This is a genomic window from Pseudomonas sp. NPDC099000, assembly GCF_044759925.1.
GTDB lineage: Bacteria > Pseudomonadota > Gammaproteobacteria > Pseudomonadales > Pseudomonadaceae > Aquipseudomonas.
Map to the genome: position 1 here is coordinate 256837 of NZ_JBIWAF010000001.1, position 24043 is coordinate 280879.

The 24043-nt window shown below is 60.0% G+C and carries 21 protein-coding genes; 10 read left to right on the forward strand and 11 right to left on the reverse strand.

Annotation, left to right across the window (positions count from 1 at the left end):
* Positions 1–5: 5 nt before the first annotated feature.
* The 3 genes from ACIQV9_RS01310 (at position 6) to ACIQV9_RS01320 (ending at position 3590) form a co-directional block, all read left to right on the forward strand.
* Positions 6–1439: an FAD/NAD(P)-binding protein gene (locus ACIQV9_RS01310; protein ID WP_403097132.1), complete on the forward strand. Its 1434-nt coding sequence runs from the start codon at positions 6–8 to the stop codon at positions 1437–1439.
* A gap of 205 nt (positions 1440–1644) precedes the next feature.
* Positions 1645–3141 carry a PAS domain S-box protein gene (locus ACIQV9_RS01315; RefSeq protein ID WP_403097134.1) on the forward strand — a complete coding sequence of 499 codons (1497 nt, stop codon included), beginning with the start codon at positions 1645–1647 and terminating at the stop codon, positions 3139–3141.
* Positions 3142–3335: 194 nt separating this feature from the next.
* Entirely contained in the window at positions 3336–3590 is a 255-nt protein-coding gene (locus ACIQV9_RS01320) for a DUF1652 domain-containing protein (protein ID WP_403097137.1), read from the forward strand.
* Positions 3591–4069: 479 nt separating this feature from the next.
* On the opposite strand, the gene ACIQV9_RS01325 is transcribed toward ACIQV9_RS01320, so the two are convergent.
* Positions 4070–5185, reverse strand: a complete 1116-nt coding sequence (locus tag ACIQV9_RS01325; protein ID WP_403097140.1) for a Gfo/Idh/MocA family protein — start codon at positions 5183–5185, stop codon at positions 4070–4072.
* 556 nt (positions 5186–5741) lie between these two features.
* Between ACIQV9_RS01325 and ACIQV9_RS01330 the strand changes: the two genes are divergently transcribed.
* On the forward strand, positions 5742–7289 hold the full coding sequence (locus ACIQV9_RS01330; protein ID WP_403097142.1) for a TerC family protein: 1548 nt from the start codon (positions 5742–5744) through the stop codon (positions 7287–7289).
* A 61-nt stretch (positions 7290–7350) separates the two neighbouring features.
* Here ACIQV9_RS01330 and ACIQV9_RS01335 read toward each other — a convergent pair whose 3' ends face one another.
* The 5 genes from ACIQV9_RS01335 to ACIQV9_RS01355 form a co-directional block, all read right to left on the reverse strand.
* Positions 7351–8118 (reverse strand): SDR family oxidoreductase, encoded by a 768-nt coding sequence (locus ACIQV9_RS01335; RefSeq protein WP_219093920.1) that lies wholly within the window; start codon positions 8116–8118, stop codon positions 7351–7353.
* A 45-nt stretch (positions 8119–8163) separates the two neighbouring features.
* On the reverse strand, positions 8164–9231 hold the full coding sequence (locus ACIQV9_RS01340) for a phosphotransferase family protein (RefSeq protein WP_403097146.1): 1068 nt from the start codon (positions 9229–9231) through the stop codon (positions 8164–8166).
* A gap of 144 nt (positions 9232–9375) precedes the next feature.
* Entirely contained in the window at positions 9376–10341 is a 966-nt protein-coding gene (locus ACIQV9_RS01345) for a 2-hydroxyacid dehydrogenase (RefSeq protein WP_403097150.1), read from the reverse strand.
* A 101-nt stretch (positions 10342–10442) separates the two neighbouring features.
* The gene (locus ACIQV9_RS01350) at positions 10443–11039 is read right to left on the reverse strand and encodes a TetR/AcrR family transcriptional regulator (protein ID WP_403097154.1); all 597 of its coding nucleotides are present in this window, start codon (positions 11037–11039) and stop codon (positions 10443–10445) included.
* Positions 11040–11110: 71 nt separating this feature from the next.
* Positions 11111–11494, reverse strand: coding sequence for a tautomerase family protein (locus ACIQV9_RS01355; protein ID WP_403097157.1), 384 nt, complete (start codon positions 11492–11494; stop codon positions 11111–11113).
* Positions 11495–11761: 267 nt separating this feature from the next.
* Between ACIQV9_RS01355 and ACIQV9_RS01360 the strand changes: the two genes are divergently transcribed.
* Positions 11762–13042: a serine/threonine transporter gene (locus ACIQV9_RS01360; RefSeq protein WP_403097159.1), complete on the forward strand. Its 1281-nt coding sequence runs from the start codon at positions 11762–11764 to the stop codon at positions 13040–13042.
* 318 nt (positions 13043–13360) lie between these two features.
* Here ACIQV9_RS01360 and acnB read toward each other — a convergent pair whose 3' ends face one another.
* A complete protein-coding gene (gene acnB, locus ACIQV9_RS01365; protein WP_403097641.1) occupies positions 13361–15970 on the reverse strand; it encodes a bifunctional aconitate hydratase 2/2-methylisocitrate dehydratase in 2610 nt (869 codons plus the stop codon).
* Positions 15971–16378: 408 nt separating this feature from the next.
* On the opposite strand from acnB, the gene ACIQV9_RS01370 reads away from it, so the two are divergent.
* Complete coding sequence (locus ACIQV9_RS01370; protein ID WP_094467712.1) at positions 16379–16849, forward strand: DUF1289 domain-containing protein; 471 nt, start codon at positions 16379–16381, stop codon at positions 16847–16849.
* A 146-nt stretch (positions 16850–16995) separates the two neighbouring features.
* Here ACIQV9_RS01370 and ACIQV9_RS01375 read toward each other — a convergent pair whose 3' ends face one another.
* Positions 16996–17859: a universal stress protein gene (locus ACIQV9_RS01375; protein WP_403097163.1), complete on the reverse strand. Its 864-nt coding sequence runs from the start codon at positions 17857–17859 to the stop codon at positions 16996–16998.
* A gap of 162 nt (positions 17860–18021) precedes the next feature.
* Between ACIQV9_RS01375 and ACIQV9_RS01380 the strand changes: the two genes are divergently transcribed.
* From ACIQV9_RS01380 to ACIQV9_RS01390, 3 genes are all read left to right on the forward strand, one after another.
* On the forward strand, positions 18022–18630 hold the full coding sequence (locus tag ACIQV9_RS01380; RefSeq protein ID WP_105345386.1) for a tRNA-(ms[2]io[6]A)-hydroxylase: 609 nt from the start codon (positions 18022–18024) through the stop codon (positions 18628–18630).
* A 247-nt stretch (positions 18631–18877) separates the two neighbouring features.
* Positions 18878–19585: a response regulator gene (locus tag ACIQV9_RS01385; RefSeq protein WP_403097643.1), complete on the forward strand. Its 708-nt coding sequence runs from the start codon at positions 18878–18880 to the stop codon at positions 19583–19585.
* Positions 19586–20872, forward strand: a complete 1287-nt coding sequence (locus ACIQV9_RS01390; RefSeq protein WP_403097166.1) for an ATP-binding protein — start codon at positions 19586–19588, stop codon at positions 20870–20872. It abuts the gene before it with no gap.
* 138 nt (positions 20873–21010) lie between these two features.
* Here the strand turns inward: ACIQV9_RS01390 and ACIQV9_RS01395 are convergent, their stop codons facing one another.
* From ACIQV9_RS01395 to ACIQV9_RS01405, 3 genes are all read right to left on the reverse strand, one after another.
* On the reverse strand, positions 21011–21799 hold the full coding sequence (locus ACIQV9_RS01395) for a MipA/OmpV family protein (protein WP_403097169.1): 789 nt from the start codon (positions 21797–21799) through the stop codon (positions 21011–21013).
* A 102-nt stretch (positions 21800–21901) separates the two neighbouring features.
* The gene (locus ACIQV9_RS01400; protein WP_403097171.1) at positions 21902–22390 is read right to left on the reverse strand and encodes a GFA family protein; all 489 of its coding nucleotides are present in this window, start codon (positions 22388–22390) and stop codon (positions 21902–21904) included.
* A 45-nt stretch (positions 22391–22435) separates the two neighbouring features.
* A complete protein-coding gene (locus ACIQV9_RS01405) occupies positions 22436–22840 on the reverse strand; it encodes a PaaI family thioesterase (protein ID WP_403097174.1) in 405 nt (134 codons plus the stop codon).
* Between the two features lie 276 nt (positions 22841–23116).
* Between ACIQV9_RS01405 and ACIQV9_RS01410 the strand changes: the two genes are divergently transcribed.
* Positions 23117–24001 carry a LysR substrate-binding domain-containing protein gene (locus ACIQV9_RS01410; protein ID WP_403097177.1) on the forward strand — a complete coding sequence of 295 codons (885 nt, stop codon included), beginning with the start codon at positions 23117–23119 and terminating at the stop codon, positions 23999–24001.
* The last annotated feature ends 42 nt before the right edge of the window (positions 24002–24043 follow it).

The following is a 24043-nucleotide window of genomic DNA, read 5'->3' on the forward strand; positions in this document are numbered from 1 at the left end:
ACGCCATGACTCAAACCCAACGCGGACAGGCGACCGACGCCATCCGCCACGCGGACATCCTGATCGTAGGCGGCGGCCTCAGCGGCGCGATGCTGGCCGCGCAGTTGTTGCGATTGCCTGGCCAGCGTTCAGTGCTGGTGATCGAGCCGCGCGCCGAACTCGGCCGAGGCGAGGCGTACAGCGCGGTCGAGCTGGGCCATACGCTCAACGGCAATGCCGCACGCATGAGCGTCGACCCGGACAACGCCGATGACCTGACCCAATGGCTCACCGGGCACATCGCGGCGGGTGGCTGGCCGGAGTCCGATCAGCAACATGTGCCAGTCAGCGAGTTGTTCCCGCCCCGGGGCCTGTTCGGGGTGTACGTGCAGCAGCGCCTGGCAGAGGCGCAAGCGGTGGGGGCGGTGAAGGGTTCGAGGGTCGAGCATGTGCAGGCCGAGGTGGTTGATCTGCAACCCCGTGACGACTCGGTGCTGCTGACCCTGAGTGACGGGCAACGACTGCAAGGCGCTTACACGGTGCTGGCCACGGGGATGTTTCCCGCTGCGCGCACGCCGCAGACCGAGTCCAGCGGCTTGAACGCCGCGGCGCTGGATCCGTGGGATGTCGCGGCCATGCGCCGGCTGGACCCGCAGTCGACGGTGTTGATCATCGGTTCGGGCCTGACCATGGTCGATGCCGTGGTGTCGCTGGAGCAGGCCGGGCATCGCGGGCCGATCGAAGTGTTTTCCCGTCACGGCTTGCTGCCGCACGTGCGCCGGCAACCGCCGGCCTGGGTGGATTTTCTCGCCGAGGATCAGAGCATTCGCACGCCCTGTCAGCTGGTTCGCGAACTGCGCCGGCATTGCCGGGACGCCCTCGCTCAAGGCATCGACTGGCAGGCGCCGCTCGATACCGTGCGGGCGCATATAGGCCGGTTGTGGAATCAGGCGACGGACGTGCAGCGCCGACAGTTTGTGCGGCATGTGCGGCCCTGGTGGGAAAGCCATCATCACCGCTCGCCACCGTTGAGTGCCGAACTGGTGGCACGGCTGCACAAGGAAGGACGGTTGAGGATTCAGGCGGCATCGTTCAAAGGGCTGGAATCGACGCTCGAAGGGCAGGTGAGCATCCGCATCCGCCGTCGTGGCGAGGTTGAAACCACGGTGGTCAGCGGCGCGGCGTTGATCAATTCCAGCGGTATCGAATACGACTGGCGCCGGGTGGCCCGGCCGCTGCCGCAGCAACTGCTGGCGCGCGGGCTGATTCGCCCGGGGCCGTTGGCGTTGGGGATTGCGGCGGCGGTTGATGGCGCCGTGCTGGACGCCGACGGACAGGTCGCCCAACGCCTGTTCGCCATGGGCCCGCCGTTGCGCGGCATGTGGTGGGAAAGCACGGCCGTCACTGATGTGGCCAGCCAGGCCAAAGCCCTCGCCGAACGACTCGCCCGGTCGCTGTAGCAGCTGTCGAGCTTGCGAGGCTGCGTTCGGCGGCGCAGCCGTCGTAAAACCTGTGACCGCGGTTTACCTGAAACACCGCATAGCCTGAATTCACAACAGCCACGCAGCTAATGCAGCTTCAGGTGCTTCGCACTATCCCACCCCCCTGCGGTCGTAATCTTCACAGGGCGGCGCCTCACTGCGCCGCCGCAACCGTGGAGATCCAATGAGCCAGGACGTCCTGACCACCGAAACCAATCGCCGTCAGTTGCAGCAGATCATCGCCGGTTTGTCCGATGGGGTGATTCTGCTGGAACTCGATCAGACCATTCTGTGGGCCAATGAAGCGGCGTTGGCCATGCATGGCGTCAGTCGGACCAGCGAGTTGGGCGTCAATGCCAGGGAATACGCCAAACGCTTTGCCTTGCGCTATCGCAATAATCACCCGGTGCCGCCGGAAAACTACCCGCTCAGCCGCGTCGCCAAGGGCGAGACGTTCGCCGATGTGCTGGTTGAGGTGACACCGACCGACGATGAAGAGCGCACCTGGGTTCACAACGTGCGCAGCATGGTGCTCACCGACAGCGCTGGCGAGCCTGAGTCGCTGGTGTTGATCATGGACGATGTCACGGAATGGGCCAGCGCCGAGCAGCGTTTCGAAAAGACCTTCAACGCCAATCCGGCACCGGCGGTGATCTGTCGTCTCAGCGATTTGCGTTACATCAAGGTCAATGCGGGCTTCCTGGAAATGACCGGCTATGCCCGTGATCAGGTAATCGGTGCGTCGACCTATGAGCTGGACATTCTGGACGGGGTCGAAAACAGAGACCTGGCGATCGAGCGTCTGCGCGAGCACGCCACGATCCCGCAAATGCAGGCCGAGCTGAAATTGCGTGAAGGCGGCTGCAAGCAGGTGATCGTCGCCGGTCAACCGCTGGAGTTCAACGAGGAAGACTGCATGTTGTTTTCCTTCGTCGACATGGAGCCGCGGCACAAGGCCGAGGTGGCCCTGCGCCAGAGCGAGGAGCGATTTGCCAAGGCGTTTCGCCTGACGCCGGTGCCGACGCTGGTCTGCGATGCGCAGAATCAAGTGGTGATTGACGTCAATGAAGCCTTCCTGGATACCCTTGCGTATCCCAGTGAAGAAGTGCTCGGCAAAACCGTTGCAGAGCTCGACTTTATCGATGACAAGAGCGCACGCACCCGGCTGTTTGCGGCGCTGGAGAAGGCCGGAAGCCTTGATCGGGTCGACGTCAGAATCCGCAGGAAAGACTCGACCTTGATTGACTGCACGGTATCGGCCGACACCGTCAACATTCAGGACAACCCTTGCTACCTGCTGGTGTTGATGAACATCACCGAACGTAAACGCACCGAGCTGGAGCTGGTGGCGGCGATCGAGGAAGTGATGAAAGACGCCTCCTGGTTCACCCGCACCCTCATCGAAAAACTCGCCAACGTGAAGAACATCAACTCGCCGCAGTTGCCCAGCGTGTCCTTCACCGACCTGACCGCCCGGGAGCGGGATGTCCTTGGGCTGATCTGTGAAGGCCTGGCGGACAAGGAAATCGCGGCTCGCCTGAAACTGGCGCCGAACACGGTGCGCAATCATGTGTCGACGGTTTATTCCAAGCTGGATGTGCACAGCCGCAGCGAGGCGATTGTGTGGGCGCGAGAGCGCGGTTTGTTCTCCAGCGAGTGGCGGCCCAAAGGTCAGCGTTAAGGTGCAAATGCACTAGGTGAGACAGTGCAAATGGATGTTCTGGCGGGTCGCGGCAATTCCTAATCTGTAAGGGTGCGATACGGGCTTTCGTCGGTATCGCGTCCTCTATGAAACAGCTTAAGGAACAGCCGCATGCTTGGCCACTTCAACAGGTTTTCAGTCGACGGGGTCAGCCGGCCCATGGGTGAATCGCAATGATTTATCTGACGCAATTGCGCGCGCAACTGGAACAGCACTTTTCCCCGCTGGCTTGTGATTGCAGCGTCTCGGGTGACAACTCGGTGACGGTTAAACTGTATCACCCGGTGTCGGGACAGGTGGATCTGGTGGTCAGTGGTTTGAGTGTCGCCCACCTCAGGAGCCCGGAGGCGGTCGCGTCGTTGATTGAGGAGCTGCGTTACGAGCTTGAGAGCAACAGTTTGCATCGGCGGCAGGACCCGGTTTCGTAGCTGTCGTTTTCCGCGTTGAAGAGGAGCTAAGTGGCTTACTTGCTGGCATTGGCGGCTGACTAGGCTATAAGAAATGCGAGGGTATTGTTTTCTGTGACCAATCCGCGGCTTCGCGGTAGGCGTGTCGGGTCGCGGAAAGTGTCGATGACTTATCGCGGGACAGCTTATGAACAGTCTTGGGAAACGTGCTTTTTTGCCTCTGTCGCTCGCCTTCTGCGTAGCGATTCTCAGCGGTTGTGCCAGTCCGCCACCTCCACCGCCCGCCGCTCCACCGCCTGTTCCGGAGCGCACGTGCGAAACCACTGAACAAACCGATGTGATGGGCGACGCGAGAGTGACCGAGGAAGTGACCCGGCAAACGACGCTGACTCGTTGCGTCACTCAGTAAGCTGAGCGGCAGCGTCGTTGCTTTGTTCATCGCGTTGAATGCGCAGTGACACGGCACCATCACTGGTGCCGAAAGTCATGGCGCCTGAGCCTCAAACGTCCTCGATCCTGACCCAGCGTGACTCGCTTGCCGCCAACCGTATCGCCGTCGCCAGACGTTCCACTTCCCACGCTTGCTCAAAGTCAGTCCCCCCCTGGGAAAGGCCGGCCAGCGCCATCACCAAGTCATGTACTTCCAGCGTCTTGAGTTCGTTGTATCCCAACTGATGACCCGCCGCCGGGCTGAACGCCGCGTAACCCGGCAGGTTCGGCCCAGCGAGCAAACGCTGAAAACCGTCTTGGCCGGCGCGATACAGCCGCAGCTCGTTCAAGCGTTCCTGGTCGAACGCCAGCGTGCCTTCAGTGCCGCTGATTTCGAAACTCAGGTGGTTCTTGTAGCCATGCTTGAGCCAACTGCTGCTGAACGTACCGCATGCGTCGTTGGCAAATCGCAACAGCGCGTGAACCTGATCGTCGACTGCAATGTGCCGTTGCTCCTGGCTGCCAGCCGTCGCAGGACGCTGACGGTGCACGGTTTGAGCGTCGGCGCACACCGACTCGACATCGCCCACCAGATAGCGCGCCATCGCCAGCAAATGACTGCCCAGATCCGCCAGCGCGCCACCCGCGTGATCGGCATCGCAGCGCCACGACCACGGCGAAGCAGGATCGGCCATGAAGTCTTCGCTGAACTCCCCCTGAAAACTGATGATCTGCCCCAGTTTGCCGTTGTCGATCAGCTCCCGGGCCAGCCCGATCATCGGGTTGTGCTGATAGTTGTAACCCACCCGCGTCACGACGCCGGCGGCTTTGGCGGCCTGACGCATGGCGTGGGCTTGCTGCAGATTCACCGCCAGAGGCTTCTCGCAATACACCGCTTTGCCAGCCGCGAGGGCGGCCATGGCCATGGGGTAGTGGAGGTGATTAGGCGTGGTAATGGCGACCAGATTGACCTTGGGGTCGTCGATCAGCTGTTGCCAGTCGGTGTGAGCGGTTTCAAAACCCCAAGCGTCGGCGCAGTGCCGTGCGCGGTGTGGATCGGCGTCGGCGAGGGCGGCCAGTTTGAGCTTCAGCGGGAGCTCGAACACCGCGCTGACGTTGCGAAAGGCCAGGGCGTGGGCACGGCCCATGAAACCTGTGCCGATGAGTCCGATACCGAGTTCGCGCATCGCGGGGGCCTTTTGGGATTTTTTGTTGTTGGGAAGGCTATTTATGGAATATAAATTCCTAATATGCAATTAGTGGAATAATAATTCGTTATCGGTCTGTACGACGAATCTGCGAAATGACCACAGCGCTATGCGGTCAGGAAGAGGTGCTGGCCGGAGGGGGGGCGAGTCGCTGGGAGGGGATTCGGTGCGCCGCCATTCCCGATCTATACTGCCGCTCTGTCAGATTCTGAAATAACTAGTCTCGTATGAGGCGCTCCGAAACATTGTAGGATCTCATCCCCAATTTCTTTCAGGTCTATATGAACACCCTCCTGGAGCCTCCCAGTCGCTATTTTCAATCCACACCCTGTTTCAATTCGGTCTCCGCTATTCGGCGCAGGTCTCGTTTTCTAATATCGATAAACCTCGAAATCCCGGCTGCACATTGCTCAGCGATGTCCTTCTCCAGGACTGACCGTGCCCAGAACATCAAATCCGCTCCGTCGAGCAGGCGTTCGTGTGTTCCTGTCATTCACTCATTCGCCCCCACTCTACGAGAGACTGAATAATTCCCATGGAATGGATTGCTGATCCCACGGCATGGCTTGGCCTGCTGACCCTGATCGTGCTGGAGCTGGTGCTCGGCATCGATAACCTTGTGTTCATCGCCATCCTGGCTGACAAGCTACCGCCAGAGCAGCGGGATCGTGCGCGTGTCATCGGGCTGTCCCTTGCGTTGTTGATGCGTCTTGGCTTGCTGGCCAGCATCTCCTGGATGGTCACCCTGACCGAACCTTTGTTCGAGGTCTTCGACAAAACGTTCTCGGGCCGGGATTTGATCATGCTCTTCGGTGGTGTGTTCTTGTTGTTCAAGGCCACCATGGAATTGCATGAGCGACTTGAAGGGCATGTGACACAACGTGCAGGCAATGCGGCCTATGCGATGTTCTGGCCTATCGTTGCGCAAATTGTGGTGCTGGATGCTGTCTTCTCGCTGGATGCTGTGATCACTGCCGTGGGCATGGTGGAACACTTGTCGGTCATGATGATCGCTGTGGTTTTCTCCATCGGCTTGATGATCATCGCGAGCAAGCCATTGACCAACTTCGTCAACGGGCACCCAACCGTCATCATGCTCTGCCTGGGCTTCTTGATGATGATCGGCTTCAGCCTCACCGCTGAGGGCCTTGGCTTCCACATTCCGAAAGGCTATCTCTACGCAGCGATCGGCTTCTCGATCCTGATCGAACTGTTCAATCAGGTGGCTCGCTCACGCCGCAAGAAGAGCGTGCAAGGTCATCGCCCTATGCGTGAGCGTACCGCGCATGCCGTTTTGCGTTTGCTGGGCGGCCACAAGTTGGGGGCCGATGAATTCGGCGAGGAAATCGCTGACATGCTGTCCGGCGCAGAGGCCGAGCAGGTTTTCCATCGACGGGAACGCGTCATGATCAGTGGCGTGCTGCAGTTGGCGGAACGCCCGATACGCGGCGTCATGACCCCTCGTGCGCAAATCGACCACATTGACCTGGCCGACTCGCCAGAAGAAATCCGCACCCTGCTGATGCACTCGCCGTACTCCAGGTTGCCGCTGATCCGGGAGGGACGCGTTGATGAGCCTTTGGGCTTCGTCCACAAGAAGGAGCTGCTCAAAGAGTTGTTGGCAGGTAACCAGCCCAACCTGGAAACCATTGCCCGCCAGGCCATCAACTTGCTGGACAGCTTCACGATTCTCAACGCACTGGAACAGATGCGCAAAGAGTCGACTCACATCGCGTTCGTGGTGAACGAATTTGGTGACTTCATGGGTATTCTGACCATGACCGACATCCTCGAATCCATCGCGGGTGAGCTGCCGGACGCCAGTGAAATTGAAGGTCCGAACATCGTTGCCGAGGCTGGCGGTTTCCTCGTCAGCGGTGCGCTGAATCTCAGCCAGATTCGCGAACACATTGGCTTCCAGGCTAAAGCGACTGATGACTATCAGACGCTCGCTGGGTTGGTCATGAGCTTGCTGGATCGTCTGCCGATCATTGGAGACAAGCTCAATTGGCAGGAGTGGAGCATGACCGTTGTCGAGGTCGAAGAGCGGCGTGTGACGAGGGTGCTGTTGCGTAAAGAGTGAGCCGGAACTTGCACGGCATAAGGCAGCCTTGAGGCTGTCTTTTGTTCATCTGAGCCGTGAATCAGGACAAGAACCCGCCATCCACATTCAACGAAACCCCAGTCGTGTAGCTCGACGCATCGCTGGCGAGATAAAGCACCGCACCGGCCATCTCACTTGGATCCGCCACACGCTTGAGCGGAATCTGCTGCAACGCGGTCTTCAAGATCGCGTCGTTCTTCACCAATGCCGACGCGAACTTGGTGTCGGTCAGGCCAGGCAGCAGGGCGTTGCAGCGGATGCCGAACTGCGCGCATTCCTTGGCGAACACCTTGGTCATGTTGATCACGGCGGCCTTGGTCACCGAGTAGATGCCCTGGAAGATGCCCGGCGAGATGCCATTGATCGACGCGACGTTGATGATGCTGCCACCGCCGTTTTCGCGCATCAGTTTGCCGGCTTCGACCGACATGAAGAAGTAGCCGCGGATGTTGACGTCGACGGTCTTCTGGAAGGCGCTGAGGTCGGTGTCCAGTACGTTGCAGAACTGTGGGTTGGTCGCGGCGTTGTTGACCAGGATGTCCAGGCGCCCGAACTGTTCCTTGATACCGGCGAAAACCTGGCTGATCTGTTCCATCTCACCGATGTGGCAAGCGACAGCGGTGGCTTTGCCGCCGGCGGCGATGATCGCGTCGGCCACGTGTTGGCAGCCGTCGAGCTTGCGGCTCGAGACGATGACGTGGGCGCCTTGCTGGGCCAACAGTTTGGCGATGGCCTCACCAATGCCGCGGCTGGCGCCGGAGACGAAGGCGATTTTGCCGTCGAGGTCGAACAACTGAGTCTTGGACATGAGGTTTCCTTGTTATTAGGGCCAGGAATGTAGTTGGAACCGCGATCAGAGGCTGGATTTCTGGATGACTTGCAGGCTCATCTGCTCCAGCAGTTTGTTCATGTGAATGAACTGCGCGAAGCGTTTGTCCTGGGTCTGACCGTGGAAGAAGCGGTAGTAGATCTGCTGCACGATGCCGGCCAGGCGGAACAGACCGTAGGTGTAGTAGAAGTCGAAGTTGTCGATCTGGATGCCGGAGCGTTCGGCGTAGTAATCGACGAATTCGCGGCGGGTCAACATGCCCGGGGCGTGGCTCGGCTGGCGACGCATCAGTTGCACCGGCGCCGGGTCTGCGGCTTCGATCCAGTAGGCGAGGGTGTTACCGAGGTCCATCAGCGGGTCGCCGAGGGTGGTGAGTTCCCAGTCGAGCACGCCGATGATTTGCATCGGGTTGTTCGGGTCGAGGATCACGTTGTCAAAGCGGTAGTCGTTGTGGACGATGCTGGAGGTCGGGTGATCGGCCGGCATCTTGTCGTTGAGCCAGGCCTTGACCGCTTCCCACTTCGGCGCGTCCGGGGTCAGGGCTTTTTCGTAGCGATCGCTCCAGCCCTTGATCTGCCGCGCCACATAACCTTCGGGCTTGCCGAGGTCGCCCAGGCCATAGGCCTTGTAGTCGACACGATGCAGTTCAACGAACTTGTCGATGAAGCTTTTGCACAGGACTTCGGTTTGCGCCGAGTCCAGGCCCAGTTCCGGCGGCAGTTCCGAGCGCAGGATGATCCCGTTGACCCGTTCCATCACGTAGAACTCGGCGCCGATCACCGATTCGTCGGTGCAGTGCACGTAGGCTTTGGGGCAATACGGAAAACCGTCGCGCAGCTGGTTGAGGATGCGAAATTCACGGCCCATGTCGTGTGCGGACTTGGCTTTGTGGCCAAACGGCGGCCGACGCAGGACGAACTCCTGCTCCGGGTATTCCAGCAGGTAGGTCAGGTTCGACGCACCGCCTGGAAACTGGCTGATCTTAGGCAAGCCACTCAAGCCCGGAATGTGGGCCTTGAGGTACGGATCGATCAGGCTGGCATCGAGTTCTTCGCCGGTGCGGATACGGGTGGACTGGTCAGTAAGCGCCATGCTTATCCCTTCTGCTTATTCTGGAGGCCTGCGATTATTGGCTAATCTAATGCGCGCACCCGGCACCCACAACCACGAACGGCCCTTATAGGTGAGCGTGTTGCCGGGCAATCATTGCTTTTGATACACCTGTTTGAATGACCCTCAGGGCACAACGTTGCTCGGTGAGGCCGGCAGGGCAATGGGCGTCAACACGGGACTGCCGGAGAAGAATGCCACCAGGTTGCGCCCCACCAGTTCCACGGTGCCTTGCGTGGCCTCCGGGGACAACCCTGCGACATGCGGCGTCAGGATCACGTTGGTCAGCGCCTTGAGTGCATCCGGCACGTGAGGTTCGGCATCGAACACATCCAGTGCGGCGCCGGCAATGCGTCGTTGCTCAAGCGCACTGACCAGGTCTGCCGTGGCGATCACCGAGGCGCGGGCGATGTTCACGACGAACCCCTTGGGGCCCAGGGCGTCGAGGACGTGTTTGTTGATCAGGTGTTTGGTGCCCAGGCCGCCGGGCGTGGCGATGATCAAAAAGTCCGAAGCACGTGCCAGTTCGGTCGGCGTCGAGCAGAAGGTATAAGGGACGTCGCTGCGATGCTGGCGGTTGTGGTAACTCACGGTCATGTCGAAGCCGGCGGCGGCGCGTTTGGCGATCGCCATGCCGACCGCGCCGAGGCCGAGGATCCCCAGGCGTTTGCCGGCCAGGGAAGGGCGCATGATCTTCGGCCACTCGCCGCGGCGTACAGCGGCGTCGCAACGGGGAATGTCGCGAACCAGCGCCAGCAACATCGCCATGGCATGGTCAGCCACTGACGAGGCGTTGACGCCGGCGCCATTGGTGACGGTGATGTCCCGATTGGCGGCGGCTTGCAGGTCGACGTGTTCGTAACCGGCGCCGATCACGCAGATGATCTTGAGGTTGGGCAGGGCAGCGATTTCATCGGCGTACAAACCCAGGGGGCCGCGGGTCAGCACCGCATCAATCTGAGGGCCATGCCGTGTGATGGCGGCGGCGCGCTCGGCCGGCGTCGGGGCCAGAATCAGGTGAAAGCCCTGATGTTCGAGAATCGGCAAGTAATCGTTGATGGTTTCAACCAGTACCAGAACGGTTGCAGGCATGCTGGGCTCCTGTGGGTATTGAATGTCGGATCTCGAATGTTGCTTCAGATTGCTGATTCCAGAGGAGTTTAGCAACGACCGGGGATTGCACACGCCGATGATCAGACTGATTCACCTTGCGAGGTCAGAAAATGGCGGGCGGCGTCAAGAATCTCATCGGACAACCCGTCCCCGCGTGTGGCGCGAGCCAATGTCAGCGCGCCGACCATCAACGCATAATCCACCAAGGCTTGTTGGCGATTGGCTTCGGGCTGATCTGAACCCATCAAGGGGGTGAGCATCTGCAGCATGGCTTCCAGCCCTTGAGTGTAGGTCTGGTGCAAACCGCTTTCGGCGGTTTCATGGCACATGTCGCCGGCAAACGCCGTGACCGGGCAGCTTTCGCCCGGATTGTCGCGATTGGCCGCCGACAGGTAGGGCGCGATGATGCTCGTGCGGGCTGAGACGCTGTCATTGTTGTCGTCGATTTTCTGCTTCCAGCGTTCCATCGACTGGGTGAACGCCCGTGTGCAGGCCTCTTTCGCCAGCGCTTCCTTGGAGTCGAAATGACCGTAGAACCCGCCATGGGTCAGGCCAGCCGCGCCCATCACATCGACGACGCTGATCCCGTGCAGGCCGCGCTCGCGAAACAGTCGCGTGGCGGCTTCGACGATGATCTCGCGGTTGAGTTCGGCTTGTTTGCGGGAGACTCGAGGCATGGCGGCTCACAGGTGTTGAGAGTGTATGGGTGACTGCATCATAGGGGGCAGTGGGTCGCGTGTCAGGCCGCTCAAAGGGCGTATTGAGCAATGCCGTTGCCAAACGACCAGTTCTCTTTCTTCACCTCCACCAGATTGATAAACACATCTTCCAGCCGCACCGCCAGTTCCGTGTTAAGGCTTTCGGCGATGGTTTTGTAGAGAAGTTTTTTCTGCTCGACGGTGCGACCTTCGCTCAGAGTGATCTGAATCACCACCAGGTTATCGGTGCGACTGATGCCCAGGTAGCCGGGATCAAAGATGAAGTGTTGCTCATCGTGCTCGGCAAGAATCTGGAAATTATCGTTTTCCGGCACACCAATCGCACTGTGCATGGCTGCGTAGATTAATTGCCCGGCACGTTTGGCAAACGTGGGGTCTTGATGCTTTTTTATATCGACGCGAACGAGTGGCATGAGAGAACTCCGCAATCAGGGCTGCCGGTCAGCAGTCACGGATGAAAGTACATGACGCTCATCCTTTATCAAATAGAGTTTTCTGAACATCTATTTGATAAGAGGCCGCGAAATCTGATCCGTACAACCACTCCTCAGCTAAGTCTTTGCTTCTGTTCATTAATCCCGGACAATCGCGCCCCTGTTTCGGCCAGGGCGCTGCCCGTCGGATTTTTCCGACTCGTCCTGACCGGGTAGCAAATGACCGGAATGCGGAGATCCCACCGGATGAATGATCAGGCCAATAGCGTCGACGAACGCTATGTAGCGGCGACACCAGCGACTCTCACCAGCTGGAATCGCCATGACACCACCTGGATGCTCGGCCTGTTTGGCACGGCCATCGGGGCCGGCACCCTGTTTTTGCCGATCAACGCGGGCCTTGGCGGTTTCTGGCCGTTGCTGATCCTGGCGGTGCTCGCGTTCCCGATGACGTTTTATGCGCACCGTGGCCTGACCCGTTTTGTGCTGTCCGGCCGCGAAGGCGCGGACATCACCGAAGTGGTGGAAGAACACTTCGGCATCAAGGCCGGTGCGTTGATCACCTTGCTGTACTTCTTTGCGATCTTCCCGATCCTGCTGATCTACAGCGTTGCCCTGACCAACACCGTGGGCAGTTTCCTCGAACATCAACTGCACATCATGCCGCCGCCGCGCGCGGTGCTGTCGTTGGTGCTGATTCTTGGCCTATTGGCCGTGGTGCGCTGCGGCGAGCAGGTGATCGTCAAGGCCATGAGCCTGATGGTCTATCCGTTCATTGTGGCGCTGCTGTTCCTGGCGGTGTTCCTGATTCCGCACTGGAATGGCGGCATCCTGGCCACGGCGTCGACCCTGCCTGAGCCGTCGGCGCTGCTGCACACCTTGTGGCTGGCGATTCCGGTGATGGTGTTCTCGTTCAATCACTCGCCGATCATTTCGGCATTTGCTGTGGACCAGAAGCGTCGTTACGGCGAACACGCTGAAGAACGCAGCTCGCAGATCCTGTCCCGAGCCCACGCCTTGATGGTGGTGATGGTGCTGTTCTTCGTCTTCAGCTGCGTGCTGACCCTGTCGCCGGGGCAATTGGCTGAAGCCAAGGCGCAGAACCTGTCGATCTTGTCGTACCTGGCCAACCACTTCAGCAACCCGACCATTGCCTTTGCGGCACCGTTGATTGCATTCGTGGCGATTTCCAAGTCGTTCCTGGGTCACTACATCGGCGCCAGCGAAGGCCTCAAAGGTTTGATCGTAAAAAGCGGCAAGCGCCCGGCGCCGAAGACGCTGGACCGCATGACCGCCGCGTTCATGCTGGTGGTGTGCTGGATTGTCGCGACCCTGAACCCGAGCATCCTCGGCATGATCGAAACCCTCGGCGGCCCGGTCATTGCGGCGATCCTGTTCCTGATGCCGATGTACGCCATCCGCAAAGTGCCGGCGATGGCGCGCTTCCGAGGCCAGGCGTCCAACGTCTTCGTGACGGCGGTGGGCCTGGTGGCGATTTCGGCGTTGATCTACTCGCTGACTGCCTGAGTGCAGATCGTCCAGACACGCTGAATACCCTGTGGGAGCGGGCTTGCCCGCGATGAGGCCGGCACATTCAACATCTATGTTGTCTGTAAGGCTGTCATCGCGGGCAAGCCTGCTCCCACATTTTTTTTGTGTGACTCAGGGCTTTCGCAATCCCCGTAGAGGCTTACCCGCGAAGAACGATGACCGAGCCAGCAGTTTGTCCGCGTGATGGCCTTCGCGGGCAAGCCTCGCTCAGGGGTTGCACGGTGCAAAGGTATACAGGCATAAAAAAACGCCGCTCATCTCACGATGGGCGGCGTTTTTTATTGCGTTGCAGCGTTAGGCTTGAACGACCGGGATGTTGGCGTTCGCAGCAGCTTCACGGAACTCGGCGATCTGGTCGAAGGACAGGTAGCGGTAAACATCGGCCGCCATGCTGTCGATCTTGCCAGCGTATTCCATGTACTCCTCGACGGTCGGCAGGCGACCCAGGATGGAAGCAACAGACGCCAGCTCGGCCGAGGCCAGGTAGACGTTCGCGCCGTCACCCAGACGGTTCGGGAAGTTACGGGTCGACGTCGACACCACGGTGGAGTTCGGCTCTACACGTGCCTGGTTACCCATGCACAGCGAGCAGCCTGGCATTTCCATGCGTGCGCCGGCCTTGCCGTAGATGCCGTAGTAGCCTTCTTCGGTCAACTGGTGAGCGTCCATCTTGGTCGGCGGCGACAGCCACAGACGGGTTGGAAGCTGACCTTTGACCTGATCCAGCAACTTACCGGCAGCGCGGAAGTGACCGATGTTGGTCATGCACGAACCGATGAACACTTCGTCGATCTTCTCGCCAGCAACGCTGGACAGCAGGCGGGCGTCGTCCGGATCGTTTGGCGCGCAGAGTACAGGCTCTTTGATGTCGGCCAGGTCGATTTCGATGATTTCAGCGTATTCGGCGTCAGCATCGGCAACCATCAGCTCAGGGTTGGCAACCCAGGCTTCCATCGCTTGAGCACGACGTTCCAGGGTACGCGCATCGCCGTAGCCTTCGCCGATCATCCAGCGCAGCAGGGTGATGTTGGAGTTCAGGTACTCGGTGATCGACTCTTTCGACAGTTTGATGGTGCAACCGGCAGCCGAACGTTCGGCCGAGGCGTCGGACAGCTCGAACGCTTGCTCGATGCTCAGGTTGTCCAGGCCTTCGATTTCCAGGATGCGGCCGGAGAAGGCGTTCTTCTTGCCTTTCTTCTCGACGGTCAGCAGGCCAGCCTGAATCGCGAAGTAAGGAATGGCGTGAACCAGGTCACGCAGGGTGACGCCTGGTTGCATTTTGCCTTTGAAGCGCACCAGGATCGATTCCGGCATGTCCAGCGGCATAACGCCGGTGGCTGCGGCGAACGCTACCAGGCCGGAACCGGCCGGGAACGAAATGCCCATCGGGAAACGGGTATGCGAGTCACCACCGGTACCGACGGTGTCCGGCAGCAGCATGCGGTTCAGCCAGCTGTGGATGATGCCGTCGCCCGGACGCAGGGAAACGCCGCCGCGGGTCATGATGAAGTCTGGCAGGGTGTGGTGGGTGGTCACGTCGATCGGCTTTGGATAGGCCGCGGTGTGGCAGAAGGACTGCATCACCAGATCGGTCGAGAAGCCCAGGCACGCCAGGTCTTTCAGTTCGTCACGGGTCATCGGACCGGTGGTGTCCTGAGAACCGACGGTGGTCATTTTCGGTTCGCAGTAGGTGCCAGGACGAACGCCTTTGCCTTCTGGCAGACCGCATGCCTTGCCGACCATTTTCTGTGCCAGGGTGAAGCCTTTGCCGGTGTCGACAGGTGCTTCAGGCAGTTTGAACAGGTCGGTAGGGCCCAGGCCCAGTTCGGCACGGGCCTTGTCGGTCAGGCCGCGACCGATGATCAGCGGGATACGGCCGCCGGCACGTACTTCGTCCAACAGTACCGGCGTCTTCATTTCGAAGGTGGTCAGGACTTCGTCAGTGCCGTGTTTGCAGACTTTGCCAGCATGCGGATACAGGTCGATCACGTCGCCCATGTGCATGTTGGTGACGTCGAATTCGATCGGCAGTGCGCCCGCATCTTCCATGGTGTTGTAGAAGATCGGAGCGATCTTGCTGCCGAAGCAGAAACCACCGGCACGCTTGTTCGGCACGAAAGGAACGTCGTCGCCGAAGAACCACAGCACCGAGTTGGTGGCGGATTTACGCGACGAACCGGTACCGACTACGTCGCCGACGTAGGCGATCGGGAAGCCTTGACCGCGCATTTCTTCGATCTGCTTCATCGGACCGGTGACGCCCTGGGCGTCAGGCACGATGCCTTCACGGGCCATTTTCAGCATGGCAAGGGCGTGCAGCGGGATGTCCGGGCGGGACCAGGCGTCCGGAGCAGGGGACAGGTCGTCGGTGTTGGTTTCGCCGGTGACCTTGAACACGCGCAGGCTGATCTTGTCGGCCAGCACAGGGCGGTTTTTGAACCACTCGCCGTCAGCCCAGGATTGCAGCACGCCTTTAGCGTGAACGTTACCGTTCTTGGCTTTTTCAGCGACGTCGTGGAACGCGTCGAACATCAGCAGGGTGTGCTTGAGTTCTTCGGCAGCGACTGACGCCAGTTCGGCGTCGTCCAGCAGATTGACCAGCGTCACGATGTTGTAGCCGCCCTGCATGGTGCCGAGCAGTTCAACAGCGCGTTTCTTGTCGATCAGAGGGGATTTTGCTTCGCCTTTGGCGAGGGCAGACAGGAAACCGGCCTTTACATAGGCTGCTTCGTCCACACCTGGCGGAATGCGATTGGTGATCAGGTCAACGAGGAAAGCTTCTTCGCCAGCCGGGGGATTCTTCAGCAGCTCGACCAGGCCTGCAGTTTGTTCGGCGTTTAGCGGCTGGGGAACGATACCCAGTGCTGCACGCTCTTCGATATGTTTGCGGTAGGCTTCAAGCACAGTTATTACCCTCATCAGTGGTCCCAAATGGGTGTCCGGGACGCTCATCCCGAAATTGCCGTACTCATGCGCTGCGTGGCGTTGTGGGCCACTTAGCCAGAATTACCGACAATTCCTTACAGAAGCTGCTTTCAAAGTTTTACGCCTGCAGAACGGGGAGCTGATGAGGGTTGGCGTAGAGCTTTTCCCCGCTGGAAAAACCCTTCGCCAACTCCGCTCTGAAGGAACGACTGTGCTCGTGACGCTTTGAAAACAGCTTCTAACGGACATTGGCGCCTTAAAAGGCTGGCTGATTCTACGGCAAAAAAAATATAAACGTAAGTTAGCCCCTGAACTTTGAGGGGTGATGAATGTTAGACAAAGGGCTAACATGCCGGCCTGTTCTGCTTTCCCGTGTTTTGCCTACCTATGCCCAATCAGACCATCAAGACCCCCTGCGTCGGCCTCTGTTCCACTGTTTACGGTGACCTGGTGTGCCGTGGCTGCAAGCGTTTCCACCATGAAGTGATCAATTGGAATGGTTACAACGAGGAGGAAAAGCGCGCGGTGTGGCTGCGTCTTGAGCAGCTGTTGTCCCAGGTGATGGCCAGCAAGCTGGAAATTTTCGATCCCCAGCGCCTGCGCTTGCAGCTGGAGCAGCGCAAGATCCGCTTTGTGCCGCATCAATCCGAGTATTGCTGGGCTTATCAGCTGATTGCCCGTGGTGCGCGGGTGATCAACAATCTGGAAGCCTACGGGATGGTGCTGATGCCGGAGTTTCGCGACTGGAACCTGCCGGAACTGCGCGACGCCATTGATCGGGAATTCTTTTTGCTGTCGGAGGCGCATTACCAGCGCTACATCGCGCCCGGTTTCCTCAGAGACGCCTTCGGCGGCTAAGCCTTAAACCTGTGGCGAGGGGGCTTGCCCCCGTTCGGCTGCGAAGCAGTCGCAAAACCTGATTGCTTGGTTTTGCTGCAAGACTGCTGGGGCCGCTTCGCGACCCAACGGGGATAAATCCCCTCGCCACAAGGGCGCCGCACCTCTCAATGCTGAGTAACGATCTCCTCCAGATGATCCATGATCGTATCCGGCTTCAGCACCAGCACATCGCTCTCCACCGCATCCAGCACCACCTCCGCCGTATTCCCGATCAACGCTCCGGACAACCCGGACCGCGCCACGGTGCCGATCACCGTCACTGCCGCCTGCAGTTTGTGGACCATGTACGGAATCAACACATCCGCCGGGCCTTCCTCGATGTGCAGGTGTCCATCATCGATATCGAACTCGGCCTGGAACGATCTGCACTGCTCGCGATAGCGCGCCTCGATGGTTTCGCTGAGCTGCAACGTCGGGTCTGCCGCCGACAGCATCGGTGACGGATGGGCGCTGACCACGTGCAGATGGGCCTTGGCCAGGCTGGCGATGTCGTAGCCGTGATCGATGATGGCGGCATGCAACGTGCGGTGTTCGCCGTCGGTATTGCCGACGTCGATAGCCGCCAGAATGACCCCGCCGGTCCACGGCTTGGAGGTTTTGACCAATAGCACCGGCGTCGGGCAATAACGCAGCAATTTCCAGTCCGCCGGGGTCAGCAGGGCTTTTTTCAGCGGGCTGTCGGGATAATGCTGTTTGACCACCAGCCCGCAGCCTTCGGCCTGCTGCACATCGACAATGGTTTCATGCAGGCTTTCGTTCCAGGCCTGCTCGGTGGTGACGCTATAACCGTCCTCCAGCAGAGCCGCCTTGAGCACGCCCAACATGCCGCTATGGTCATGCTTGCGGTCGCACACCAGCAGATGCAGATGCGCCTGGGTCACGCCAGCAATCAGTTTGGCTCGTTTGAGCGCCAGGCTTTCCGAGTGTTCGGGTTCGATGACCACCAGGATGCTGCGAATGGCTTGCATGATCGGGATCTCCAGGAAGGTAAAAAATACTGCGTTGGACAACTATAGTTCTTCGTCGCCAACCCGGTACTTGATGCATATCAACGGTGGCGGCTGGTGGTCTTGCGGCAGGCCGGTATAATCGGCGCCCTTCGATTTATACCTTTTTATTCCGTGAGCCCCATGATCCTTCCCGAAATTCACGAGTTCCTCGGCTGCCGAACCCCCGATGGCTGGGTCCAGGCCGCGCTTGCCGATCAGGAAACCCTGCTGATCGACCACAAGAACTGTGAGTTCAAGGCGGCCAGCACGGCGTTGAGCCTGATCGCCAAGTATCACTCCCATGTCGACCTGATCAACCTGATGTCGCGCCTGGCCCGGGAAGAGCTGGTGCACCACGAGCAGGTCATGCGCCTGATGAAAAAACGCAAGATCGAGCTGCGTCAGCTGTCCGCGGGGCGTTACGCCTCGGGCTTGCGCAAAGTGGTGCGCAGCCACGAACCGGTCAAACTGGTGGACACGCTGGTGGTCGGCGCTTTCATCGAGGCCCGCAGCTGCGAGCGTTTCGAGGCGCTGGTGCCACATCTGGACGAAGAACTGGGCAAGTTTTATTTCGGCTTGCTGAAAAGCGAAGCGCGGCATTTCCAGGGTTACCTGAAACTGGCTTACCAGTACGGTGATGCCAAGGACATTGCCCAGGTCATTGACCGGGTTCGCGCTGCCGAGCAGGAATTGATCGAGTCGCCGGACGTGGAGTTCCGTTTTCACAGCGGTGTCCCGGCTGCCGCATAACCTTGTAGGAGCGAGGCTTGCCCGCGAAGGGGTCCTTGAGATCGCCTTCGCGGGCAAGCCTCGCTCCTACAGATGCCGTCCGCAGGTTGCGATCTATTGCATGGGAATTGTTAAAAACTCTTAAGAATATGAAACATCGCCAAAAACCGGCCCCAGAGGCCGGTTTTTGCTGCCCGTCATCACCGTCCCGTCACCGATTGGCGCCATAATGCCGCCCACTTCACACAAGGGGCAGCAGACGGTCGTTATGGATAACCTGGGTTTTGGCAAAGTATTGCTGGTGGAAGACGACGAGAAGCTCGCCGGGCTGATCGCGCATTTCCTGTCCCAACATGGTTTTGAGGTCCGCCAGGTTCACCGCGGTGACCTGGCGCTGGCCGCCTTCCTCGAATTCAAACCGAAAGTTGTCGTGCTCGATCTGATGCTGCCGGGGCAGAGCGGCCTGCACGTGTGCCGCGAGATCCGCAGCGTGTCCGACACGCCGATCGTCATCCTGACGGCCAAGGAAGATGACCTCGATCACATCCTCGGCCTGGAGTCCGGCGCCGACGACTACGTGATCAAACCGATCAAACCGCCGGTGCTGCTGGCCCGCCTGCGTGCCTTGCAACGCCGTCAGACCCCGGACAGCAGCGTGTGCAGCGCCCTGGAGTTCGGCAACCTGAGCATCGACCGCAGCTGTCGCGAAGTGCGGCTGGCGGGGGAAGTCATCGAAATGACCACCATGGAGTTCGAGCTGCTGTGGTTGCTGGCCAGCGCCGCCGGCAAGATTCTATCCCGCGACGACATCCTCAACCGCATGCGCGGTATTGCGTTTGACGGCCTTAACCGCAGCGTTGACGTCTACATCAGCAAGTTGCGTGGCAAGCTCAAGGACAACCCGCGCGAACCGGTGTGCATCAAGACCATCTGGGGCAAGGGTTACTTGTTCAATCCGTTTGCGTGGGAGCTGTAAATGCTGCGGTTATTTCTTGGGCTGTTTCTGGTAATGACGGTCGGCCTGGTGCTGGGTTTGCAAACGGTCGAGCGCACGTTCGATGCGCTTCTTGATGGTCAGATGCAGAGCTATAACCGCGAGGCGGTGCGTGGCCAGGCCTGGTCGCTGGCCGAGCAGTTACGCGATCTGGACGGGACGGACCGGGAGCGCCAACTGGAAGCGGTGCGCCCCTACTATGGCTTGGGCCTGAGCCTGGTCGAGAGCAGTCACCTGTCCCTGACCGATCAGGAGAAAGCCGAGTTGGCCCAGGGGCTGCTGGTGATTCGCGACAAGTACACGCAGTTCATCTCGCGTATCGACGAGGGTTCGCAGCTGCTCAGCATCAAGCTGCCAGCCGAGCCCAGTCTGATGCCGTTCTACATTGCAGCGGCCTATCTGATGATCGCGGTGATGATCGGTTTCGTGCTGATGTTCTGGGTCAGGCCGCATTGGCGCGACCTGGAGAAACTGCGCCTGGCGGCCGAGCGTTTTGGCGATAACGACCTGTCGTCGCGGATCCAGCTGTCCAAGCGCTCAAACATTCGTGATTTGTCCGGGCACTTCAACCTGATGGCGGCGCGCATCGAAGGCTTGATCGCCAATCAGCGCGAACTGACCAACGCGGTGTCCCATGAGTTGCGCACGCCGATTGCCCGGTTGTCGTTTGAGCTGGACCAACTCAAGCAACAACCCGATCCGACCCAGAACCGCGAACTGATTGCCGACATGTACGCCGACCTTGGCGAGCTGGAGGAAATGGTTTCCGAGCTGCTGACCTACGCCAGCCTAGAGCGCGGCGCCACGGTCATCACCCGGGAAAACATCCAGGCCAACAGTTGGCTGGACAGCGTGGTCGGCAGCGTGGCCCTGGAGGCCGAGGCTGCCGGAGTGCAGTTGTTGATTGTCGAGTGTCAGGTCGATGAGGTGCGCATCGAGCCGCGTTTTATGGCCCGGGCGGTGATCAACCTGCTGCGCAATGCCATTCGTTATGCCGATGAGCGGGTGGAGGTGTCGTTGGTTCGTACCGGTGATCGCTACGAAGTGCTGGTCAACGATGATGGGCCGGGTGTGCCGGTGGACGGGCGCGAGAAAATTTTCGAACCGTTCTCGCGCCTGGACGCCAGCCGCGATCGCCGCACGGGTGGGTTTGGTTTGGGTTTGGCGTTGGTCCGACGGGTTTCGCAATCTCATGGCGGGCAGGTGGAAGTCGCGGATTCGCCTTGGGGCGGGGCTTCGTTTCGGATGACTTGGGCGCATCTGGATTGATTGTGTTGCTCTCCCAGCCCCCTTCGCGGGCAAGCCTCGCTCCTACTGGATTTTGGTCGCTCACATAATTTGTGTAACGACTCCGGACCTGTAGGAGCGAGGCTTGCCCGCGAAGAGTCCATCAGCAACACCCCATCATCAAAAGGTGTACACCACCTGCCCAGCCAATGAAGCCTGCATCCGCCGCTCAACAATCGGACTGTCCGCCGCATCACCCGCCAGATACTGCACGGCCAGCACCGTCGAAACACTCCATCGATCATCGATCGGCAACGACCAGGTCAACTCCGCCCCGCGACTCACCAGCCCTCCGTGAGTGTCATGCGCCCTGAACTGGCTGTGCGAAGCCTGCGCCGCACTGACGCCATACCAGGTGCGCACGTAATTACTATCGCCAAACTGACTGTTCAGACTGCCCACGACCTTGCCGTAGTCTCCCTCATAAAACGGCGCGCTGATGCTCAGCTTCAGGCGATTCCAGGATGAATCGGTGTCGTGATCGTCATCATCCTTTTCCAGCGCATGCTCAAAACGGGCACCGAGAATGATCGGGCCCATGTGATAAGTGCCGTCCAGACCCAGCGCCGGCCGCGACTTGATCGAGCCCATGCCGTCCAGTTCATCCGAGCCATTGAACCCGGTTTTGCGATCCTTGCGCACATCGCTCGCGCCGATGTACACGCTCAGGCCGAAGTCGTCTTCATCAAACGCCCAGCCCAAACCCTTTTCCGTGTCCAGAAAGAGGCCAAAGGGGCTGACAACCTTGGCGCCCAGCAGCGGCGCTACCACGCGCTCGTCGCTGCCGCTGTAACGCGGCACGCTGGCGGCGCCGGCGCGCAAGGTGTATTGCCAGTCTTGCGCGTGCAAAGCGTCGGTGGGCAAAAGCAGGCAAAGCGAGGTCATTGGCAGAGACAGCGAACGTAACATGGGAGCACCCGAGGGGAGGTTGGATGCGCCCATGCTAAGCGGCTGCCGGCTGGCAATCTTTGAGAGCTTTGTCGGGAAACTGTCAAAGACTGTGAAGCGGCTTTAGCGGCTCAAACCCAGGCGTTCATGCCAGTCGGCAATGGACTCTTCGGGATAGACGTCGAACTGCTTGTCCCCGGGACGCCTGTCGACTTCCACCCACGGCGCCTTTGAGTCGAGCAACAAGTGCGTGTGTTCCGGCGGCACCGGCAGCGGAGTGTCGATGGCCGACGCGAACGGGTGAATCAGCTCCGGCCATTCGGGGCTGAACACCCACAAGCCTGAGCCGCAAACCGAGCAGAAATGCCGCCCGAGGCTGCTGCGATGGGCGCACTTGTCGCCTTCGTTCTTGAGTTTCGCATGGTAGACCGCGACATGCTTGCGACCACGGACCTTCAGGCTGGCGGCATCACCGGCAATATTGATCGAGTAACCGCCACCGCCTTGGGTCTTGCGGCAGATCGAGCAGTAGCAGCGCTGATACGGGTAGGGATGGGCGCTGGTCAAACTGAACGACACAGCGCCGCAATGGCAGGAACCTTCGAGCTGCATGGGAACCTCCGACGAGGGGTGGTTTACCCAAGACAGCCTAGACCGTCAGCGAACGTCGACCGGCACCAGAATCGCATCGCCGGTCGCCACCAGTTTCAACTGGTCACCGGTTTGCGCGAACAGCTCGGCGTGGGCGAACACCTGTTTTTTTCCGGCCTTCACCACCCGCCCCCGAGCGATGAACACTTCACCGACGGCGGGCGCCAGGCAGTTGACCGAAAAATGTGAAGCCAGCACATTGCCGGCAACCGTCCCGGCGGCGAATCCGCAGGCCGTGTCGAGCAGCGCGCCGATCAGGCCCGCATGCAGGAAGCCGGCATATTGCGCCATGTCGGCTTCGCGAAAAGCCAGGGTCAGCTCGGCTTCGCCGCTCTGGGCCGCGGTCACTTCGAAGCCGGCCCAGCGGTTGAACGCCGAGGTTGAATTGATTTGTTTAAGTGCATTGAGCATGGCGAGTCCCTCCGGTTGAAGCACCAACATGCGCCGGGTTTTGGGGGAAGTCATGGTGGATAAGGGAGGGTGATGGGCCGCAGGATTTGTGGTGAATGTGCTGGCCCATCGCGGGCAAGCCCGGCTCCCACAAGGATATTCAGTGAATACAAGTTTTGTATACGACAACAATCCCTGTGGGAGCGGGCTTGCCCGCGAAGAACGATAACGCGGTCCCGCTGGACGCCCACCCATGGCCAAGGCAGCATGGACGCCTTCATCACCGGGGCTGGATTCATGCGACGACTGCCTTCTTTAGCAGCACTCAGAACCTTCGAATGCGCCGCCCGCCACGCCCATTTCGGCCGGGCCGCCGCCGAGCTGTGCGTCACCGACAGCGCCGTCAGCCATCAAATCCGCCAGCTCGAAGAGCACCTGGGCGTCTCGCTGTTCATCCGCGAAGGCCGGCAGATTCGCCCGACCATGGCCGCGGGCCGGTTGATGCAAAGCCTGCAGCAAGCCTTCGAACTGATCGGCGAGGCCTGCGATGAATTGCGCGACCCGTCGTCGCTGGCCGTGTTGCGTCTGGCGGTCACCGCCGAGCTCGCGCAAAAGTGGTTGATGAGTCGCCTCACGGACTTCTACGCGCGTTATCCGCACATCACTTTGCACCTTTACGAGCAACCGATCGACGCCACGGCGCCGGGGGAAGACATCGACCTGGCCATCACCTACGGCACGGGCCCGGTCGACAGCAGCGCGTACTTCGTCCGGCCCTTGCCGGCGCTGCAATTCTTCCCGGTGTGCAGCCCCGGCCTGTTCAACCAGGGCACATTGAAAACCCCGAAGGACCTGACGCGCCACTGCCTGTTGCACGACGATCAGGACGGCAAGACCTGGACCGCATGGCTCACCAGTCATGCCGGCGATCAGCGTCCCCAGCGGCAACTGTATTTCGCCCATGCCGGCCTGGCGCTGGAAGCGGCGGTGCAAGGGCAGGGCGTGGCCATGGGCGACAATCTGACGGCCCAGGAAGACTTGCTCAGCGGTCGTCTGGTCCGGCCTTTCACCGCCAGCATGACCGCGCTGGGGCAATATGCGCTGGTGTGCGAGCGGGTGCGCCTGGAACGTCCGGCCGTGGCGCAGATGCTGGAATGGTTCAACGATCAGCTGATCGATTGATGAGTTGAATTCAAGTATTCCGAAATAATCATCGTTGGCGAG

What these genes read in the sequence shown, in the direction of transcription:
- ACIQV9_RS01310 (WP_403097132.1), top strand. Translation starts at nt 6, where the DNA reads ATGACTCAAACCCAACGCGGACAGGCGACCGACGCCATCCGCCACGCG.
- ACIQV9_RS01315 (WP_403097134.1), top strand. Translation starts at nt 1,645, where the DNA reads ATGAGCCAGGACGTCCTGACCACCGAAACCAATCGCCGTCAGTTGCAG.
- ACIQV9_RS01320 (WP_403097137.1), top strand. Translation starts at nt 3,336, where the DNA reads ATGATTTATCTGACGCAATTGCGCGCGCAACTGGAACAGCACTTTTCC.
- ACIQV9_RS01325 (WP_403097140.1), bottom strand. Translation starts at nt 5,185, where the DNA reads ATGCGCGAACTCGGTATCGGACTCATCGGCACAGGTTTCATGGGCCGT.
- ACIQV9_RS01330 (WP_403097142.1), top strand. Translation starts at nt 5,742, where the DNA reads ATGGAATGGATTGCTGATCCCACGGCATGGCTTGGCCTGCTGACCCTG.
- ACIQV9_RS01335 (WP_219093920.1), bottom strand. Translation starts at nt 8,118, where the DNA reads ATGTCCAAGACTCAGTTGTTCGACCTCGACGGCAAAATCGCCTTCGTC.
- ACIQV9_RS01340 (WP_403097146.1), bottom strand. Translation starts at nt 9,231, where the DNA reads ATGGCGCTTACTGACCAGTCCACCCGTATCCGCACCGGCGAAGAACTC.
- ACIQV9_RS01345 (WP_403097150.1), bottom strand. Translation starts at nt 10,341, where the DNA reads ATGCCTGCAACCGTTCTGGTACTGGTTGAAACCATCAACGATTACTTG.
- ACIQV9_RS01350 (WP_403097154.1), bottom strand. Translation starts at nt 11,039, where the DNA reads ATGCCTCGAGTCTCCCGCAAACAAGCCGAACTCAACCGCGAGATCATC.
- ACIQV9_RS01355 (WP_403097157.1), bottom strand. Translation starts at nt 11,494, where the DNA reads ATGCCACTCGTTCGCGTCGATATAAAAAAGCATCAAGACCCCACGTTT.
- ACIQV9_RS01360 (WP_403097159.1), top strand. Translation starts at nt 11,762, where the DNA reads ATGAATGATCAGGCCAATAGCGTCGACGAACGCTATGTAGCGGCGACA.
- ACIQV9_RS01370 (WP_094467712.1), top strand. Translation starts at nt 16,379, where the DNA reads ATGCCCAATCAGACCATCAAGACCCCCTGCGTCGGCCTCTGTTCCACT.
- ACIQV9_RS01375 (WP_403097163.1), bottom strand. Translation starts at nt 17,859, where the DNA reads ATGCAAGCCATTCGCAGCATCCTGGTGGTCATCGAACCCGAACACTCG.
- ACIQV9_RS01380 (WP_105345386.1), top strand. Translation starts at nt 18,022, where the DNA reads ATGATCCTTCCCGAAATTCACGAGTTCCTCGGCTGCCGAACCCCCGAT.
- ACIQV9_RS01385 (WP_403097643.1), top strand. Translation starts at nt 18,878, where the DNA reads ATGGATAACCTGGGTTTTGGCAAAGTATTGCTGGTGGAAGACGACGAG.
- ACIQV9_RS01390 (WP_403097166.1), top strand. Translation starts at nt 19,586, where the DNA reads ATGCTGCGGTTATTTCTTGGGCTGTTTCTGGTAATGACGGTCGGCCTG.
- ACIQV9_RS01395 (WP_403097169.1), bottom strand. Translation starts at nt 21,799, where the DNA reads ATGTTACGTTCGCTGTCTCTGCCAATGACCTCGCTTTGCCTGCTTTTG.
- ACIQV9_RS01400 (WP_403097171.1), bottom strand. Translation starts at nt 22,390, where the DNA reads ATGCAGCTCGAAGGTTCCTGCCATTGCGGCGCTGTGTCGTTCAGTTTG.
- ACIQV9_RS01405 (WP_403097174.1), bottom strand. Translation starts at nt 22,840, where the DNA reads ATGCTCAATGCACTTAAACAAATCAATTCAACCTCGGCGTTCAACCGC.
- ACIQV9_RS01410 (WP_403097177.1), top strand. Translation starts at nt 23,117, where the DNA reads ATGCGACGACTGCCTTCTTTAGCAGCACTCAGAACCTTCGAATGCGCC.